The following is a 15,446-nucleotide window of genomic DNA, read 5'->3' on the forward strand; positions in this document are numbered from 1 at the left end:
GTCAGGCCGGTCTGGCCTGACTGGCGCCCAGCGCATCCTCATCCAGCAACTGGCCAATGGCGAACTGTGCATCGCCTGGCCAGTGCCCGCCAAAGACGTTAGCCCGGTTGAGCAGATAGTAGAGCTGGTAGACCGGCAGACGCTGCGAAAAACCATCCGGTAGCGGCCACACCGCCTGATAACCGTCGTAAATCTGGCGAGGCAGGTCAGGGTACCAGCTCAGCATGGCTAAATCGCACTCACGGTCGCCCCAGTAACAGGCAGGGTCGAACAGCCAGGGGCCACTCTCACTGCTGGCGCAGTTAGCCGGCCAGAGATCGCCATGCAGCAGCGACGGTTGCGGATGATGTGACGCGAGCACCCGCTGCACGCAGGCAACGATCAGCTCTGTATCCCCGTACTGAATTCCCTTTTCTGCCGCCAGCTGCAGCTGCCAGCCAATGCGCTGTTCAGCAAAAAAAACCGACCAGCGTCGCAGCCAGCTATTGGGTTGGGGCGTCGTGGTGATGTTATTGTCGAAATCGAGGCCGAACTGCGTCTGCTCGCTCCACTGATGCAGATGCGCCAGTTGCTGACCGAGCTGATATGCACTCTGCTCATCAAGCGGCTGTGGCCTGATATATTCCAGCAGCAGAAAGCTCTCCTCGCGATGATGACCCACACCATAGACTTTAGGCACCCGAACCGTGCCGGTGCGCGCCAGCAAATCCAACTGGTCTGCTTCCCAGGTAAAGAGCGACAGCATATCGCGGCTGTTACTTTTGACGAAGACGTCGTGATCACCGTAGCGGATCTGCCAGGTGGGATGGATATCACCCCCCGCGAGGGCGTGACGTTGAGTGATTTCGGCGTTGCCTAACTGCTCGCTTAACAGACGACTAATGGCTGACCACATTGGGCTATCCTCGTTATTCGCTGCGTAAGTTCGATTGTATTGCGTAAATATTCACCAAAAACCGCGCAATTGCACCCTTTATTCTGGCGCTGAGGTGGCAGGGCGATGATCGGCAGCATCGCGCAGATACTCTTCGAAGGTCGTGACGGTCACCTCGGGTTCCTGACCCAGCGCGCTTTCACCGGCCGTAGTGACCTGTTGCCGCAGATCCTCAGCCTCCAGCGTGCTGACGATGCCATAGCTGTTCGTACCGAGTTCATGCGGATGGCCGTCGTCATCTGTCATCGTGGTCGTGAAACCTGCAGCGGTCATTGCGCTGGTCAGCTCCAGGATGTCACTTAAGCCCGACTCCTGATAGTGAAAGGTCACGATATAGCGGGTTAAGGTGTTGCTCATGAGGCACCTCCGGGGAAGGGAAACTGAACTGAGCGTAGACCATGGTGAAAAATCAGGCGAATTATGAAGGAGATGCCGTGTGTGTGACGTGATGCATAGCGTAAATTCGTGTCAGGAGCCAGCAGCATAACGTAAAAATCTTCTGCCGTTGCGTCTGGCTTTTCGTTTGGGCAGCACTATAATGCGCGACGTTAATAAGATGAGTCCCAATTAACAGGGGTTGTCAGGGCGATTCCAGGCATTTTGTGTAAGTTAATAATTTTTTACAAAACTTACCGTAAATTGCATTGAATGCCCGGCAAAACGCTTCAGACTCTCCGTTTTTTAAACAGTCGCACGGATCACATTTAATGAAAGCCTATAACAAGCTGTCTGCTGTTCTTTTGCTCTCCGCCGGAGCTTTTTGTCACCAGGCAATGGCCGATAACGCCGTATTTACGTCAATGGATGACCCTTCAACAGCTAAAAAGCCGTTTGAAGGTTCTGCTGCTGCGGGATATCTGGCGCAAACCGGTAACACCACCAGTTCATCAATGACGGCTCAGACCAATATGACCTGGTATCAGTCATCTATGGCTTACAGCTTGTGGGGTAACGCAGCCAACACCTCGTCAAACGATGAGCGCTCTTCTGAAACTTACAACATCGGTGGTCGTTCACGTTACAACCTCAACTCGTATGACTACCTGTTTGGACAGGCGAGCTGGTTAAGCGATCGTTTCAATGGTTACGATTCACGCGACGTGCTGACAGCCGGTTACGGTCGTCAGATTCTGAATGGACCGGTGCACTCGCTGCGTGCGGAATTGGGTCCGGGTGTACGTTATGACGATTATCACGCGGGTGGTCATCAGACCAAAGCGCTGGGCTATGGCGCAGTCAGCTATCAGTGGCAGCTGACCGACACCACTAAATTTATTCAGGGCGTGTCAGTGCTGAGCAGCTTCGGAGAAGACACCACGGTGAACTCCGAAACTGGTCTGCAGGTGGCGATCAACAGCCACTTCGCGCTGAAGCTGGCTTACAACGTCAGCTGGAACAACAATCCGGCGGAATCGGCACCTGATCGCACCGATACCAAAACCTCAATCATGCTCTCTTACGCTATGTAAGCGCATTTTTGCAGCAGCATTCACAGCGGCCTGACAGTGTGTCAGGCCGATTTTTTTTGATTTCTCCAGGGCTTAGCGAAAAAGGCATGGGTTTTTCTCGCCGGGGAAAACTGCTATCATCGGCCCCGCACTGAAATCCTGGCGACATTCCGACAATGTGGGTCTGATATCACGCCGGGTCACTAATTTTACATTACGTTGCATGTAGGCTTTCGTGTGGCTTACCACTGCAAATAAGGATATGAAATGCCTGTAATTACGCTTCCTGATGGCAGCCAGCGCGTGTTTGACCGCCCTGTCAGTGTGATGGATATTGCGCTGGACATCGGTCCTGGTCTGGCGAAAGCCTGTATCGCTGGCCGTGTTAACGGTGAACTGGTTGATGCTGTTGATCCCATCACTGAAGATGCCGCCGTAGCGATCATTACCGCTAAAGATGAAGCGGGTCTGGAAATCATCCGTCACTCCTGTGCGCACCTGTTAGGGCATGCGATTAAACAGCTGTGGCCGGATACCAAAATGGCGATTGGCCCGGTCATCGATAACGGCTTCTATTATGATGTCGACATCGATCGTACCCTGACCCAGGAAGATATCGACCTGCTGGAAAAACGCATGCATCAGTTGGCTGAAACCAACTACGATGTGGTGAAGAAGAAGGTCAGCTGGCAGGAAGCTCGCGACGTCTTTGCGGCGCGCGGCGAAATTTACAAGACCACCATTCTTGATGAAAACATCAGCCATGACGATAAGCCTGGCCTGTATCATCACGAAGAATATGTCGACATGTGCCGCGGTCCGCACGTGCCGAACATGCGGTTCTGCCATCATTTTAAACTGCAGAAGATCTCCGGTGCCTACTGGCGCGGCGACAGCAACAACAAAATGCTGCAGCGTATTTATGGCACCGCATGGGCAGACAAAAAGCAGCTGGCAGCCTATCTGCAGCGTCTGGAAGAGGCGGCGAAGCGTGACCATCGTAAGATTGGTAAGCAGCTGGATCTCTACCACATGCAGGAAGAAGCACCAGGCATGGTCTTCTGGCATAATGACGGCTGGACCATCTTCCGCGAGCTGGAAGTGTTTGTCCGCAGCAAGTTAAAAGAGTACCAGTACCAGGAAGTTAAAGGTCCATTCATGATGGATCGCGTCCTGTGGGAAAAAACCGGGCACTGGGAAAACTATAAAGAAGCAATGTTCACCACCTCATCTGAGAACCGTGAATATTGCATCAAACCGATGAACTGTCCTGGGCATGTTCAGATCTTTAATCAGGGTCTGAAATCCTACCGTGACCTGCCGCTGCGTATGGCAGAGTTCGGCAGCTGTCACCGTAATGAACCCTCAGGCGCACTGCACGGCCTGATGCGTGTTCGTGGCTTTACCCAGGATGATGCACACGTCTTCTGTACTGAAGAGCAGGTGCGTGACGAAGTGAACAGCTGTATCCGCATGGTTTATGACATGTACAGCACCTTCGGTTTTGAAAAGATTGTGGTGAAGTTATCCACCCGTCCTGAGAAGCGCATCGGTACGGATGAGATGTGGGATCGTGCCGAGGAAGATCTGGCTGCGGCGCTGAACGAAAACAATATTGAGTTTGAGTTCCAGCCAGGCGAAGGCGCGTTCTACGGTCCTAAAATTGAGTTTACTTTGTACGATTGTCTTGATCGCGCCTGGCAGTGCGGAACAGTTCAGCTAGACTTCTCCCTGCCAAAACGCCTTGAAGCAACCTACGTGGGTGAAAACAATGATCGTCAGACGCCAGTGATGATTCACCGTGCGATTCTGGGGTCAATGGAGCGTTTCATCGGTATTCTGACCGAAGAATTCGCCGGTTTCTTCCCAACCTGGCTGGCACCGCTGCAAGTCGTGGTAATGAATATTACCGACGGACAAGCAGAATATGTTGAGTCTTTGACGCGTAAGCTGCAGAATGCTGGCATTCGTGTGAAGGCAGACTTGAGAAATGAGAAGATAGGCTTTAAAATCCGCGAGCACACATTACGTCGCGTCCCTTATATGTTGGTCTGCGGTGATAAAGAGGTGGAATCTGGCAAAGTTGCCGTTCGCACCCGCCGTGGTAAAGACCTTGGGTCGATGGATGTCGATGTGTTTGTTGAGAAACTTCAACAAGAGATTCGCAGCCGAAATCTTCAACAATTGGAGGAATAAAGTATTAAAGGCGGAAAACGAGTACTACCGACGCGTCCGAACAAAATCAACAGTGAAATCCGCGCAACTGAAGTGCGCTTAACAGGCATGGATGGCGAGCCGATTGGCATTGTCACATTACGCGAAGCTTTGGAAAAAGCCGAGGAAGCGGGCGGCGACTTAGTCGAAATCAGCCCGAATGCCGAACCGCCGGTCTGCCGCATCATGGATTACGGCAAGTTCCTCTATGAAAAAAGCAAATCTTCTAAGGAACAGAAGAAGAAGCAAAAAGTTATTCAGGTTAAGGAAATCAAATTCCGTCCTGGAACCGATGATGGCGACTATCAGGTCAAACTACGCAACCTGATTCGCTTTCTGGAAGAAGGCGATAAAGCCAAAATCACGCTGCGTTTCCGCGGTCGTGAGATGGCGCACCAGCAGATCGGTATGGAAGTGCTTAACCGCGTCCGTAAAGACCTGTGTGAAGATCTGGATTTGGCCATTGTCGAATCCTTCCCTTCGAAGATCGAAGGCCGCCAGATGATCATGGTGCTCGCTCCTAAGAAGAAACAGTAGGCTTTCAAGTAACACTAACCGCGCAGCGTTCGCGCTGTGCGGTTAACTGTTCGCCTGTCTGGGTCATGTTATTAACAATGCGAAGTGGATATTTTTAAAATGCCAAAGATTAAAACTGTACGTGGTGCGGCTAAGCGTTTCCGCAAGACCGCTTCTGGCGGCTTCAAGCGTAAACACGCAAACCTGCGTCATATTCTGACCAAAAAATCTACTAAGCGTAAACGTCACCTGCGCCCTAAAGGCATGGTGTCAAAAGGCGATCTGGGTCTGGTAATTGCCTGCCTGCCGTACGCATAAGTAATTTTTTCATTAAATCAGAATATTAAACAGGAGAGCTAAATGGCTCGTGTAAAACGTGGTGTAGTTGCTCGCGCACGTCACAAAAAAATCTTAAAACAAGCTAAAGGCTATTACGGTGCACGTTCACGTGTTTACCGCGTTGCCTTCCAGGCTGTTATCAAAGCTGGTCAGTATGCTTACCGTGACCGTCGTCAACGTAAGCGTCAGTTCCGTCAGCTGTGGATCGCGCGTATCAACGCAGCGGCTCGTCAGAACGGCATGTCTTACAGCCGTTTCATCAATGGTCTGAAAAAAGCAGCCATTGAGATTGACCGTAAGATCCTGGCCGACATCGCGGTATTCGATAAAGTGGCATTCTCTGCACTGGTCGAAAAAGCGAAATCAGCCCTGGCGTAAGTCAGATGGAAAAGGGAGCTTGCTCCCTTTTTTATTGCCTGTAACTTACGCAAAAGATTGACATTTCCGTCGCTGAGCATTTCAATAGACCCCCTGTATCGCATGACAAGGTAACCGCAAGCATGAACGCTGCTATTTTCCGTTTCTTTTTTTACTTTAGCGCCTGACATCCAGGGGCTTTTGCGCATAAGAAAAGAAACGAAAAATCGCGCTAAAAGCCTCCCTCGTGGAGGCTTTTTTGTTTCTGGCGCTAGCATATTGGACCGGCAGGTCCCAACGAGAACTGACCAGCCTGACTGGAAAAAGAGGAAACTATGTCCCAACTCGCAGAACTGGTGGCCAGCGCCACGGCGGCCATCGACGGGGCGACGGATATCGCCGCCCTTGACGCGGTGCGCGTCGAATACCTGGGTAAGAAAGGACATCTGACACTGCAGATGACTACGTTACGCGAGCTGCCAGCCGAAGAGCGCCCGGCAGCGGGTGCGGTAATCAATGAAGCGAAGCAGCAGGTCACCGAGCGTCTGAATGCGCGCAAAGATGCCCTGGAAGCTGCGGTGCTGAATGCCCGTCTGGCTGAAGAGACCATTGATGTCTCTCTGCCTGGCCGTCGCATTGAGAATGGCGGCCTGCATCCGGTGACCCGCACCATGGATCGCATTGAGACCTTCTTTGGTGAGTTAGGCTTTGGCGTCGTAACCGGGCCAGAAATTGAAGATGATTACCATAACTTCGATGCGCTGAATATTCCTGCCCATCACCCGGCCCGTGCCGATCACGACACCTTCTGGTTCGACGCCACGCGCCTGCTGCGTACCCAGACGTCCGGCGTGCAGATCCGTACTATGAAGGCTCAGCAGCCGCCGATTCGCATTATTGCGCCAGGCCGCGTCTATCGTAACGATTACGATCAGACCCATACCCCGATGTTCCATCAGATGGAAGGGCTGATTGTGGATAAAAACATCAGCTTTACCAACCTGAAAGGCACGCTGCACGATTTCCTGAACAACTTCTTCGAAGAAGATCTGCAGATTCGTTTCCGTCCTTCCTATTTCCCGTTTACTGAGCCATCAGCAGAAGTAGACGTCATGGGTAAAAACGGCAAGTGGCTGGAAGTGCTGGGTTGCGGCATGGTTCACCCTAACGTGCTGCGTAATGTCGGCATCGATCCGGAAGTCTACTCCGGTTTCGCCTTTGGTATGGGCATGGAGCGTCTGACCATGTTGCGCTACGGCGTGACCGATCTGCGTGCCTTCTTTGAAAATGATTTACGTTTTCTCAAACAATTTAAGTAAGGGCAGGATATCCAATGAAATTCAGTGAACTCTGGTTACGCGAATGGGTAAATCCAGCCCTGGACAGCGCTGCGCTGTCTGAACAAATCACTATGGCCGGTCTGGAAGTGGACGGCGTTGATCCGGTTGCCGGTGCCTTCCACGGCGTCGTGGTCGGGGAAGTGGTGGAGTGCGGCCAGCACCCGAATGCAGACAAGCTGCGTGTGACCAAAATCAACGTGGGCGGCGATCGCCTGCTGGATATCGTCTGTGGCGCGCCGAACTGCCGTCAGGGACTGAAAGTCGCGGTCGCCACCGTCGGCGCCGTGCTGCCAGGTGATTTCAAAATCAAAGCGGCCAAACTGCGTGGCGAGCCGTCTGAAGGCATGCTCTGCTCTTTCTCCGAGCTGGGGATTTCCGACGACCACAACGGCATCATCGAACTGCCAGCCGATGCGCCGATTGGCACTGACATCCGCACCTACCTGCAGCTTGATGACAACACCATCGAAATCAGCGTCACGCCTAACCGCGCTGACTGTCTGGGTCTGATCGGTATCGCCCGTGATGTCGCCGTCCTCAACGGTTTGCCACTGAACGTGCCGGAGATGCAGCCGGTCGCTGCGACGCTGAACGACACTTTCCCGATTCAGGTTGACGCGACAGAAGCCTGTCCACGCTATCTGGGCCGTGTAGTAAAAGGGATTAACGTAAAGGCGTCAACGCCATTGTGGATGAAAGAGAAGCTGCGTCGTTGTGGTATTCGTTCTATCGATCCGGTGGTGGATATCACTAACTACGTTCTGCTGGAGCTGGGTCAGCCGATGCACGCTTTCGATCTCGACCGCATCGACGGTGGTATCGTGGTGCGTATGGCGAAAGAGGGCGAAAAGCTGACGCTGCTGGATGGCACTGAAGCCAGCCTGCAGAGTGATACCTTAGTGATCGCCGATCATCAGAAAGCGCTGGCGATGGCCGGTATCTTTGGTGGCGAACATTCGGGCGTGAACGGCGAAACGCAGAACATCCTGTTCGAGTGCGCTTACTTTGATCCGCTCTCTATTACCGGCCGCGCCCGTCGTCATGGTCTGCATACCGACGCGTCACATCGCTACGAGCGTGGTGTTGACCCGGCGCTGCAACATACCGCACTGGAGCGTGCTACCCAGCTGCTGCTGTCAATCTGCGGCGGTGAAGCGGGCCCGATCATCGATCAGACCCATCAGGCAGCCCTGCCTGTGCCAGCGACGATCACGCTGCGTCGTGAAAAGCTGGACCGTCTGATTGGCCACGTGATCGCGGATGAGCAGGTGACTGACATTCTGACGCGTCTCGGCTGTGAAGTGACCGTGGGAGAAGGGCAGTGGCAGGCCATCGCCCCGAGCTGGCGCTTCGATATGGCGATTGAAGAAGATCTGGTTGAAGAAGTGGCCCGTATTTATGGCTACAACAACATTCCGGATGTGCCGGTACAGGCGGGTCTGGTGATGACTCAGCATCGCGAAGCGAATCTGTCGCTGAAGCGCGCGAAAAACCTGCTGGTGGACAAGGGCTATCAGGAAGCGATTACCTACAGTTTCGTCGATCCGAAAATTCAGCAGCTGCTGCACCCGGGTGAAGAGGCGCTGTTGCTGCCGAGCCCAATCTCCAGCGATATGTCGACCATGCGTCTCTCACTCTGGACCGGCCTGCTCAGCGCGGTAGTCTACAACCAGAACCGTCAGCAGAGCCGCGTGCGCCTGTTTGAGAGCGGCTTACGCTTTGTGCCGGATACCCAGGCAGATTTGGGCATCCGTCAGGATCTTATGCTGGCTGGCGTCATCAGCGGTAACCGCGTTGAAGAGCACTGGGATCTGGCGCGTCAGACAGTTGACTTCTATGATTTGAAAGGCGATTTAGAATCGCTGCTCGATTTAACCGGCAAACTGGATGACATCAGCTTCCGTGCTGAAGCGAATCCGGCGTTGCATCCAGGACAGAGCGCGGCGATTTATTTGCATGATGAACATATCGGATTTATCGGCGTGGTTCATCCTGAGCTGGAACGTAAGCTTGATCTCAATGGCCGCACCTTAGTCTTTGAACTGCTTTGGAATAAGGTCGCAGACCGCGTCCTGCCTGACGCGCGCGAGATTTCTCGCTTCCCGGCGAACCGTCGTGATATTGCCGTTGTGGTGGCTGAAAACGTCCCCGCAGCAGATATCATCGCGGAGTGTAAGAAAGTTGGCGTAAATCAGGTAGTTGGCGTAAACTTGTTTGACGTGTACCGCGGTAAGGGCGTTTCTGAGGGCTACAAGAGCCTCGCAATCAGCCTGATTTTGCAGGATACCAGCCGGACACTCGAAGAAGAGGAGATTGCCGCGACCGTTGGCAAATGCGTTGCGGCATTAAAAGAGCGATTCCAGGCAACCTTGAGGGATTGAACCTATGGCGCTTACAAAAGCTGAGATGTCAGAGTACCTGTTTGAGAAACTCGGGCTGAGCAAACGCGATGCCAAAGAGTTAGTTGAGCTGTTTTTCGAAGAGGTACGTCGCGCTTTGGAGAATGGAGAACAGGTAAAACTGTCTGGGTTTGGTAATTTTGACCTGCGTGACAAAAACCAGCGTCCTGGCAGAAACCCGAAAACGGGTGAAGATATTCCGATTACTGCGCGTCGCGTAGTAACGTTCCGCCCAGGACAGAAGCTGAAAAGCCGCGTAGAGAACGCTACACCCAAAGAGACTGACTGAATTTCAGCGTTTCAAAAAGGCCGCGCAAGCGGCCTTTTTTCATGGTTTCAGTACGCAGCAATCCCGCCTCCCACGCCCGTTAATCTCCCTGACAGCAAAATGCAAACCGCCTCATCTGCCTTTCTTTTTTCTGCAATCCCTCTACAATCAAATCTCTGTTTTCTCAGCTAATCCCGCTTATGTCTCTGCTCGACCAGCTCGCGCGCCAGGCCGACCAGCGCGGCCAGAAATGGCTTATTGTGTTAGCACTTATGCTCTCTGCTCTGCTCTGTCTCAGCCTGTGTGCCGGTGACAGCTGGATCGCGCCCTCAGACTGGTTCACGGAAAGCGGCAGGCTCTTTGTCTGGCAGTTGCGGCTGCCTCGCAGTCTGGCGGTGGTGCTGGTCGGGGCATCGCTGGCGGTATGCGGTGTCGTGATGCAGGCGCTGTTTACAAATCCGCTGGCGGAGCCCGGCCTGCTCGGCGTCTCAAATGGTGCCGGTATTGGCCTGGTGCTCGGCGTGCTGCTGGGCAGCGGCTCGCTGTGGAGCCTTGGGCTGGCGGCGATGGCCGGTGCACTGATAATTACGCTCATCCTGCTGCATTTTGCCCATCGTCAGCTCTCAGTCACCCGGCTGTTGCTTACCGGCGTAGCGCTGGGGATTATCTGTAGTGCCATCATGACCTGGGCGGTCTACTTCAGTACCAGCCTCGATCTGCGTCAGTTGATGTACTGGATGATGGGGGGATTCAGCGGGATTGACTGGCGCTATGGCTGGATGATGCTGGCGCTGCTGCCGGTGATGCTGGCCCTGGGGGCGACCGGGCAGATTCTTAATCTGCTGGCGCTGGGCGAGACATCCGCCCGCCAGCTCGGACTGTCTCTCTTCTACTGGCGTAACCTGCTGGTGCTCGCCATGGGCTGGCTGGTCGGCATCAGCGTTGCGATGGCCGGTGCTATTGGCTTTGTCGGACTGGTGATCCCGCATCTGCTGCGTATGAGCGGCATCAGCGATCACCGTTATCTGCTGCCGGCATCGGCGCTGGCTGGCGCCGGTGTATTACTGGCAGCCGATATTGTGGCACGCCTGGCGCTGACGTCGGCGGAATTACCGATAGGCGTCGTGACGGCGACACTGGGCGCGCCGCTGTTTATTATTTTACTGGTGAAATCTTCACGCTAGCTTCGGCTGGCGACTCTGCATCCACAACAGCATCCACAACAGGAAACAGCATGAACATATATCAAACTGAACTGGTTACGCTCGATGGGGAAAAAACCACGCTATCACAATGGCAGGGCAAGGTACTGCTGGTGGTCAATGTTGCCTCGAAATGTGGTCTGACGCCGCAATATGAAGAGCTGGAGAACCTGCAGAAAGCCTGGCAGGATCAGGGCTTCAGCGTACTCGGTTTTCCCTGCAACCAGTTTCTGGAGCAGGAGCCGGGCAGCAGTGAGGAGATTAAAACCTTCTGCAGCACCACGTATGGTGTCACGTTCCCGATGTTTGCCAAAACCGAGGTGAATGGCGCAGGCCGCCATCCGCTCTATGCCCAGCTGATTGCGGCCCGACCTGACGCGGTGCGCCCGGAAGGCAGCGGCTTTTACGAGCGCATGGAGAGCAAAGGACGCGCGCCGAAAGAGCAGGGCGACATCCTGTGGAACTTCGAAAAATTCCTTATTGGCCGTGACGGCAGCGTGATCCAGCGTTTTGCACCTGACATGACGCCGGAAGATCCGATCATTCTGGAAACCATTAAGCAGGCGTTGGCAAAATAGATGCTGTTGCGCCTGCAACAGGCAGCCGTCCCCGGACGGCTGCTGCCACTGACCGGTGAGCTTGCCGCCGGTCAGCTGCTGCACGTGGCAGGCCCGAACGGTGCAGGCAAAAGCACCTTACTCAGTGTGATTGCGGGACTGCAACCCGCCTCCGGCACGGTGCTGCTGGACGAACAGCCGCTGAGTGACTGGAACGGCGCGGCGATGGCCCGGGTTCGCGGCTGGCTGCCTCAGCAGCAGGCACCGCTGAGCAAGATGCCGGTCTGGCACTATTTGCGTCTGCATCTGAAACAGGCGGGGGGGCAGACAGACGATCGTCTCAGCACGCTGCTGAAACGGCTTCAGCTGCAGGATAAGTTATCGCGTTCACTGACCCGGCTCTCCGGTGGTGAATGGCAGCGCGTCAGGCTGGCGGCGGTCTGTATGCAGATTGATCCCCACATCAATCCACACGGGCGGCTGCTGATCCTTGATGAGCCCATGACCGCGCTGGATATCGCCCAGCAAAAAGCGGTGGACGATCTGATTGCCGACCTGTGCGCGGCGGGCATCAGCGTTATCGCCAGCAGTCACGACCTCAACCACAGCCTGCAACAGGCGGATCGGGTCTGGCTGATGGATCAGGGAGCGTTGATAGCCCAGGGTGAACCGGCAGAGGTTCTGACGCCGCAGCGCCTGACACCGCTCTACCAGATTGCTTTCCGGCAGCTTGAACTCGAAGGACGCACGCTGCTGACCGTATTGCCCTGACACTTGCTACCCTGCGGGCTTTACCGCTACATTAAGCCGGTTGCAACTTCTGATAAGGACATTTGGCGATGCGCCTGGGTTTGCTGATTTTAGTTCTGCTGCTGACGGGATGCAGTCATCACGCTCCGCCGATTAATGGCCGTCTTTCCGATTCGATCACCGTGATTGCGGAACTGAACGATCAGCTCGGTAACTGGCGTGGGACGCCTTATCGCTATGGCGGCATGAGTCGTAACGGGGTTGACTGCTCCGGCTTTGTCTATCTGACTTTCCGCGATAAATTTGCGCTGCAACTGCCGCGCACCACCTCAGCTCAAAGCGATATCGGCACCCGAATCAGCAAAGACGAGCTGCTGCCAGGCGATCTGGTCTTCTTCAAAACCGGTCGCGGGGAGAATGGCCTGCATGTTGGCATTTATGACACCGATAATGCTTTTATTCATGCCTCAACCAGCCAGGGCGTCATCCGCTCCTCGCTCGACAATGTCTACTGGCGAAAAGTGTTCTGGCAGGCGCGTCGTATTTAAACGCAGGTCCGGGGAATCAGACTTAAGTCCAATTTTAAATAGAGTTAAAACAGAGAGTAAAAGGTTTATTTTAAATGACAGTTATTGAGCGTGGGTTTTAATAAACATAATAAACGCTTATTTAATTCCACTAATAACCGCTGTTTTATCGCTACTATTTGGCTTAAGGGTGATCGCCTGCTGCCAAACGGCAATGGAAGAGTAAAGAAGTTCGTCTCTTCAATGATTTGGCACTATTGCCTGCGCCTGACCATTACTATACGATATCCCCATCGCCGCATATTCTGGCATTAAAATGAAAATTCATCTTTCGGCCGACTATCAGTCGGAAATCTGGTTTTATCCTGTCTGTGATGTTAATGGGCGACTGACCGCTGTCGAGCTGGTCACGCAGTTTGTGCATGAAAGTGCCCCCATCACCCTGCCGCAGGATCTGTTGCTGCCGCAGCTCGATGAGTCGCAGCAGCTGCGCCTGCTGCAAAGTCAGATTGGATTGCTGGAGCAGAATCGCGGCTTTTTTGAAGCGCATTCCGTGTCAGCATTTATACGTATTGATGAAGGCATGGCCCGGACGCTGCTGGCCAGCGAATTAGTGATGCGCAAAATAAAGCAGTTGCCATTCATTCTGTTGAATATCACTGAAACGTTTCCGCAACTAAAACTGGGAAAAAATAATCCCCTGCTGGCAAGCCTGCATGCTGAGTTTAATTTAGCGATTTCTCATTTCGGCGCGGGTAAGACCCCCTCTAATGCGGTCTACGATAATTTATTCAGCTGCATCTGCCTGGACAAAGAGTTTATTCATTCGCTGGCAAAGCGCGCTTCATTCGTGCCATTTATTCAGAGCATTATCGATAATTTCCGCGCCCATTGTGACCGGCTCATTATTTGTGGCATTGATGACGACGTGCTGCTGGATAAAGTCAGCCAGCTGAGCGGTGCCGAGTTTCAGGGTGCGCTCTTCCCGGTGGTAAAATCTGACGCGCTGCGTTCGCTGATCTGCGCCGACGATCGTGTGCCATCCGCGCAGCATCCCGGCTGATACTTCCTGTTAATCCCCGCTATCAGCGTTACACTAGAGGACTAACCTTAAGTAACGCTGAGCATCGCATGGGAGAAACAATGTCCTCAGGCAAGGCCTCTTTTGACAACACCTGGTTCCGTGAACTTACCGGGTGTTACACCGCGCTAAACCCCACGCCACTGGCAGGCGGACGCCTGCTGTATCATAACGCACCGCTTGCAGCCTCAATGGGGCTGGATAGCGCGCTCTTTGCCGATAAGGGTCATGCCGTCTGGCACGGTGCCGCACTGCTGCCCGGCATGCAGCCGCTGGCGCAGGTCTACAGCGGCCATCAGTTTGGCGTCTGGGCGGGCCAGCTTGGCGACGGGCGCGGCATTCTGCTGGGTGAGCAGCGTCTGGAGGATGGCAGCAAGCTGGACTGGCATCTCAAGGGCGCAGGCCTGACGCCTTATTCCCGCATGGGGGATGGTCGTGCCGTGATCCGTTCCAGCGTGCGTGAGTTTCTCGCCTCGGAAGCGCTGCATCATCTGGGCATTCCCACTACGCGTGCGCTGACGCTGTCGATAGGTGATGAGCCGGTCTACCGCGAAACAACAGAGCGTGGCGCGATGCTGATGCGCATTTCCCCAAGTCATCTGCGTTTCGGTCATTTCGAGCATTTCTTTTACAGCCAGCAGCAGGAGAAAGTGCAGCAACTGGCCGACTACGCCATTCGCCATCACTGGCCGCATCTGGACGCTGAAGCAGACCGCTATCAACAGTGGTTTACCGACATTGTGTTACGCACTGCGCGTCTGATTGCGCTGTGGCAGAGCGTGGGCTTTGCTCATGGAGTGATGAACACGGACAACATGTCGATTCTGGGTCTGACCATCGACTATGGCCCCTTTGGTTTTCTGGATGATTATCAGCCTGACTTCATCTGTAATCACAGCGACTATCAGGGGCGCTACAGCTTTGAAAATCAGCCAATGATCGGTATGTGGAATCTTAACCGGCTGGCACATACGCTGTCGGGTCTGCTGACCACCGAGCAGTTGCGGACGGCACTGAGCGCCTACGAACCTGAACTGATGCGGGTCTGGGGCGAACGGATGCGGGCGAAACTCGGTCTGCTGACGCAGCAGAGCAGCGATAATGAGATTCTGACCGATCTGCTGGCACTGATGACGCAGGAGCATAGCGATTACACCCTGACGTTCCGCCTGCTTAGTGAGACGCAACAGGCTGACAGCCGTTCACCGCTGCGGGATGAGTTTATCGATCGTGAGGCGTTTGATAGCTGGTATCAGCGCTACCGCAGCCGTCTGATGGATGAGCAGGTCAGCGATGCAGAACGTCAGGCCGTGATGAAGGCGGCCAATCCGGCGGTGATTCTGCGCAACTATCTGGCGCAGCAGGCGATTGAAGAGGCGGAGCGGGGAGAGCAGGGGGCGCTGGCACGTCTGCATCAGGCGTTACAGCAACCCTTTAGCGATCAGACAGCCGCTGAATATCGTCAGCGGCCGCCAGACTGGGGCAAAACCCTGGAAGTGAGCTGCTCCAGCTGA

17 protein-coding genes and 1 other annotated feature are annotated in these 15,446 nt (G+C 54.3%); of the genes, 15 read left to right on the forward strand and 2 right to left on the reverse strand.

Annotation, left to right across the window (positions count from 1 at the left end):
- Nucleotide 1 precedes the first annotated feature (1 nt).
- A complete protein-coding gene (locus tag ACMGGP_RS07275; RefSeq protein WP_033757473.1) occupies nt 2-895 on the reverse strand; it encodes a fructosamine kinase family protein in 894 nt (297 codons plus the stop codon).
- A 78-nt stretch (nt 896-973) separates the two neighbouring features.
- Complete coding sequence (gene ghoS, locus ACMGGP_RS07280) at nt 974-1,291, reverse strand: type V toxin-antitoxin system endoribonuclease antitoxin GhoS (RefSeq protein ID WP_010670025.1); 318 nt, start codon at nt 1,289-1,291, stop codon at nt 974-976.
- A gap of 350 nt (nt 1,292-1,641) precedes the next feature.
- On the opposite strand from ghoS, the gene ACMGGP_RS07285 reads away from it, so the two are divergent.
- The 15 genes from ACMGGP_RS07285 to ACMGGP_RS07355 all read left to right on the forward strand — a co-directional run bounded on the left by ACMGGP_RS07285 (nt 1,642) and on the right by ACMGGP_RS07355 (nt 15,446).
- Nucleotides 1,642-2,403: a DUF481 domain-containing protein gene (locus tag ACMGGP_RS07285; protein ID WP_010245689.1), complete on the forward strand. Its 762-nt coding sequence runs from the start codon at nt 1,642-1,644 to the stop codon at nt 2,401-2,403.
- Nucleotides 2,404-2,649: 246 nt separating this feature from the next.
- Complete coding sequence (gene thrS / locus ACMGGP_RS07290; RefSeq protein WP_010245687.1) at nt 2,650-4,578, forward strand: threonine--tRNA ligase; 1,929 nt, start codon at nt 2,650-2,652, stop codon at nt 4,576-4,578.
- 45 nt (nt 4,579-4,623) lie between these two features.
- On the forward strand, nt 4,624-5,133 hold the full coding sequence (gene infC / locus ACMGGP_RS07295) for a translation initiation factor IF-3 (protein ID WP_498798714.1): 510 nt from the start codon (nt 4,624-4,626) through the stop codon (nt 5,131-5,133).
- A 99-nt stretch (nt 5,134-5,232) separates the two neighbouring features.
- Nucleotides 5,233-5,430 (forward strand): 50S ribosomal protein L35, encoded by a 198-nt coding sequence (rpmI, locus tag ACMGGP_RS07300; protein ID WP_010245683.1) that lies wholly within the window; start codon nt 5,233-5,235, stop codon nt 5,428-5,430.
- A 42-nt stretch (nt 5,431-5,472) separates the two neighbouring features.
- Nucleotides 5,473-5,829 carry a 50S ribosomal protein L20 gene (gene rplT / locus ACMGGP_RS07305; protein ID WP_003853267.1) on the forward strand — a complete coding sequence of 119 codons (357 nt, stop codon included), beginning with the start codon at nt 5,473-5,475 and terminating at the stop codon, nt 5,827-5,829.
- Nucleotides 5,830-5,946: 117 nt separating this feature from the next.
- Nucleotides 5,947-6,072: a sequence feature (Phe leader region), on the forward strand.
- The gene (gene pheM, locus ACMGGP_RS07310; protein ID WP_106120997.1) at nt 5,952-5,996 is read left to right on the forward strand and encodes a pheST operon leader peptide PheM; all 45 of its coding nucleotides are present in this window, start codon (nt 5,952-5,954) and stop codon (nt 5,994-5,996) included. It overlaps the preceding feature by 45 nt.
- 71 nt (nt 6,073-6,143) lie before the next feature.
- Complete coding sequence (pheS, locus tag ACMGGP_RS07315; protein WP_010245680.1) at nt 6,144-7,127, forward strand: phenylalanine--tRNA ligase subunit alpha; 984 nt, start codon at nt 6,144-6,146, stop codon at nt 7,125-7,127.
- 14 nt (nt 7,128-7,141) lie between these two features.
- The gene (gene pheT / locus ACMGGP_RS07320) at nt 7,142-9,529 is read left to right on the forward strand and encodes a phenylalanine--tRNA ligase subunit beta (protein ID WP_158149358.1); all 2,388 of its coding nucleotides are present in this window, start codon (nt 7,142-7,144) and stop codon (nt 9,527-9,529) included.
- A 4-nt stretch (nt 9,530-9,533) separates the two neighbouring features.
- Nucleotides 9,534-9,836: an integration host factor subunit alpha gene (gene ihfA / locus ACMGGP_RS07325; RefSeq protein WP_003853259.1), complete on the forward strand. Its 303-nt coding sequence runs from the start codon at nt 9,534-9,536 to the stop codon at nt 9,834-9,836.
- A gap of 179 nt (nt 9,837-10,015) precedes the next feature.
- Entirely contained in the window at nt 10,016-10,999 is a 984-nt protein-coding gene (gene btuC / locus ACMGGP_RS07330) for a vitamin B12 ABC transporter permease BtuC (protein ID WP_010670028.1), read from the forward strand.
- Between the two features lie 50 nt (nt 11,000-11,049).
- Nucleotides 11,050-11,595, forward strand: a complete 546-nt coding sequence (locus ACMGGP_RS07335) for a glutathione peroxidase (RefSeq protein WP_010670029.1) — start codon at nt 11,050-11,052, stop codon at nt 11,593-11,595.
- Nucleotides 11,596-12,345, forward strand: coding sequence for a vitamin B12 ABC transporter ATP-binding protein BtuD (btuD, locus tag ACMGGP_RS07340; protein WP_498798311.1), 750 nt, complete (start codon nt 11,596-11,598; stop codon nt 12,343-12,345).
- A gap of 68 nt (nt 12,346-12,413) precedes the next feature.
- Nucleotides 12,414-12,872: a C40 family peptidase gene (locus ACMGGP_RS07345; protein ID WP_010245666.1), complete on the forward strand. Its 459-nt coding sequence runs from the start codon at nt 12,414-12,416 to the stop codon at nt 12,870-12,872.
- Between the two features lie 295 nt (nt 12,873-13,167).
- Nucleotides 13,168-13,914 carry an EAL domain-containing protein gene (locus ACMGGP_RS07350; protein ID WP_010670031.1) on the forward strand — a complete coding sequence of 249 codons (747 nt, stop codon included), beginning with the start codon at nt 13,168-13,170 and terminating at the stop codon, nt 13,912-13,914.
- Nucleotides 13,915-13,994: 80 nt separating this feature from the next.
- A complete protein-coding gene (locus ACMGGP_RS07355; RefSeq protein WP_498798312.1) occupies nt 13,995-15,446 on the forward strand; it encodes a protein adenylyltransferase SelO in 1,452 nt (483 codons plus the stop codon).

This window comes from Curtobacterium sp. BNK-1, assembly GCF_048685235.1.
Lineage (GTDB): Bacteria > Pseudomonadota > Gammaproteobacteria > Enterobacterales > Enterobacteriaceae > Pantoea > Pantoea agglomerans.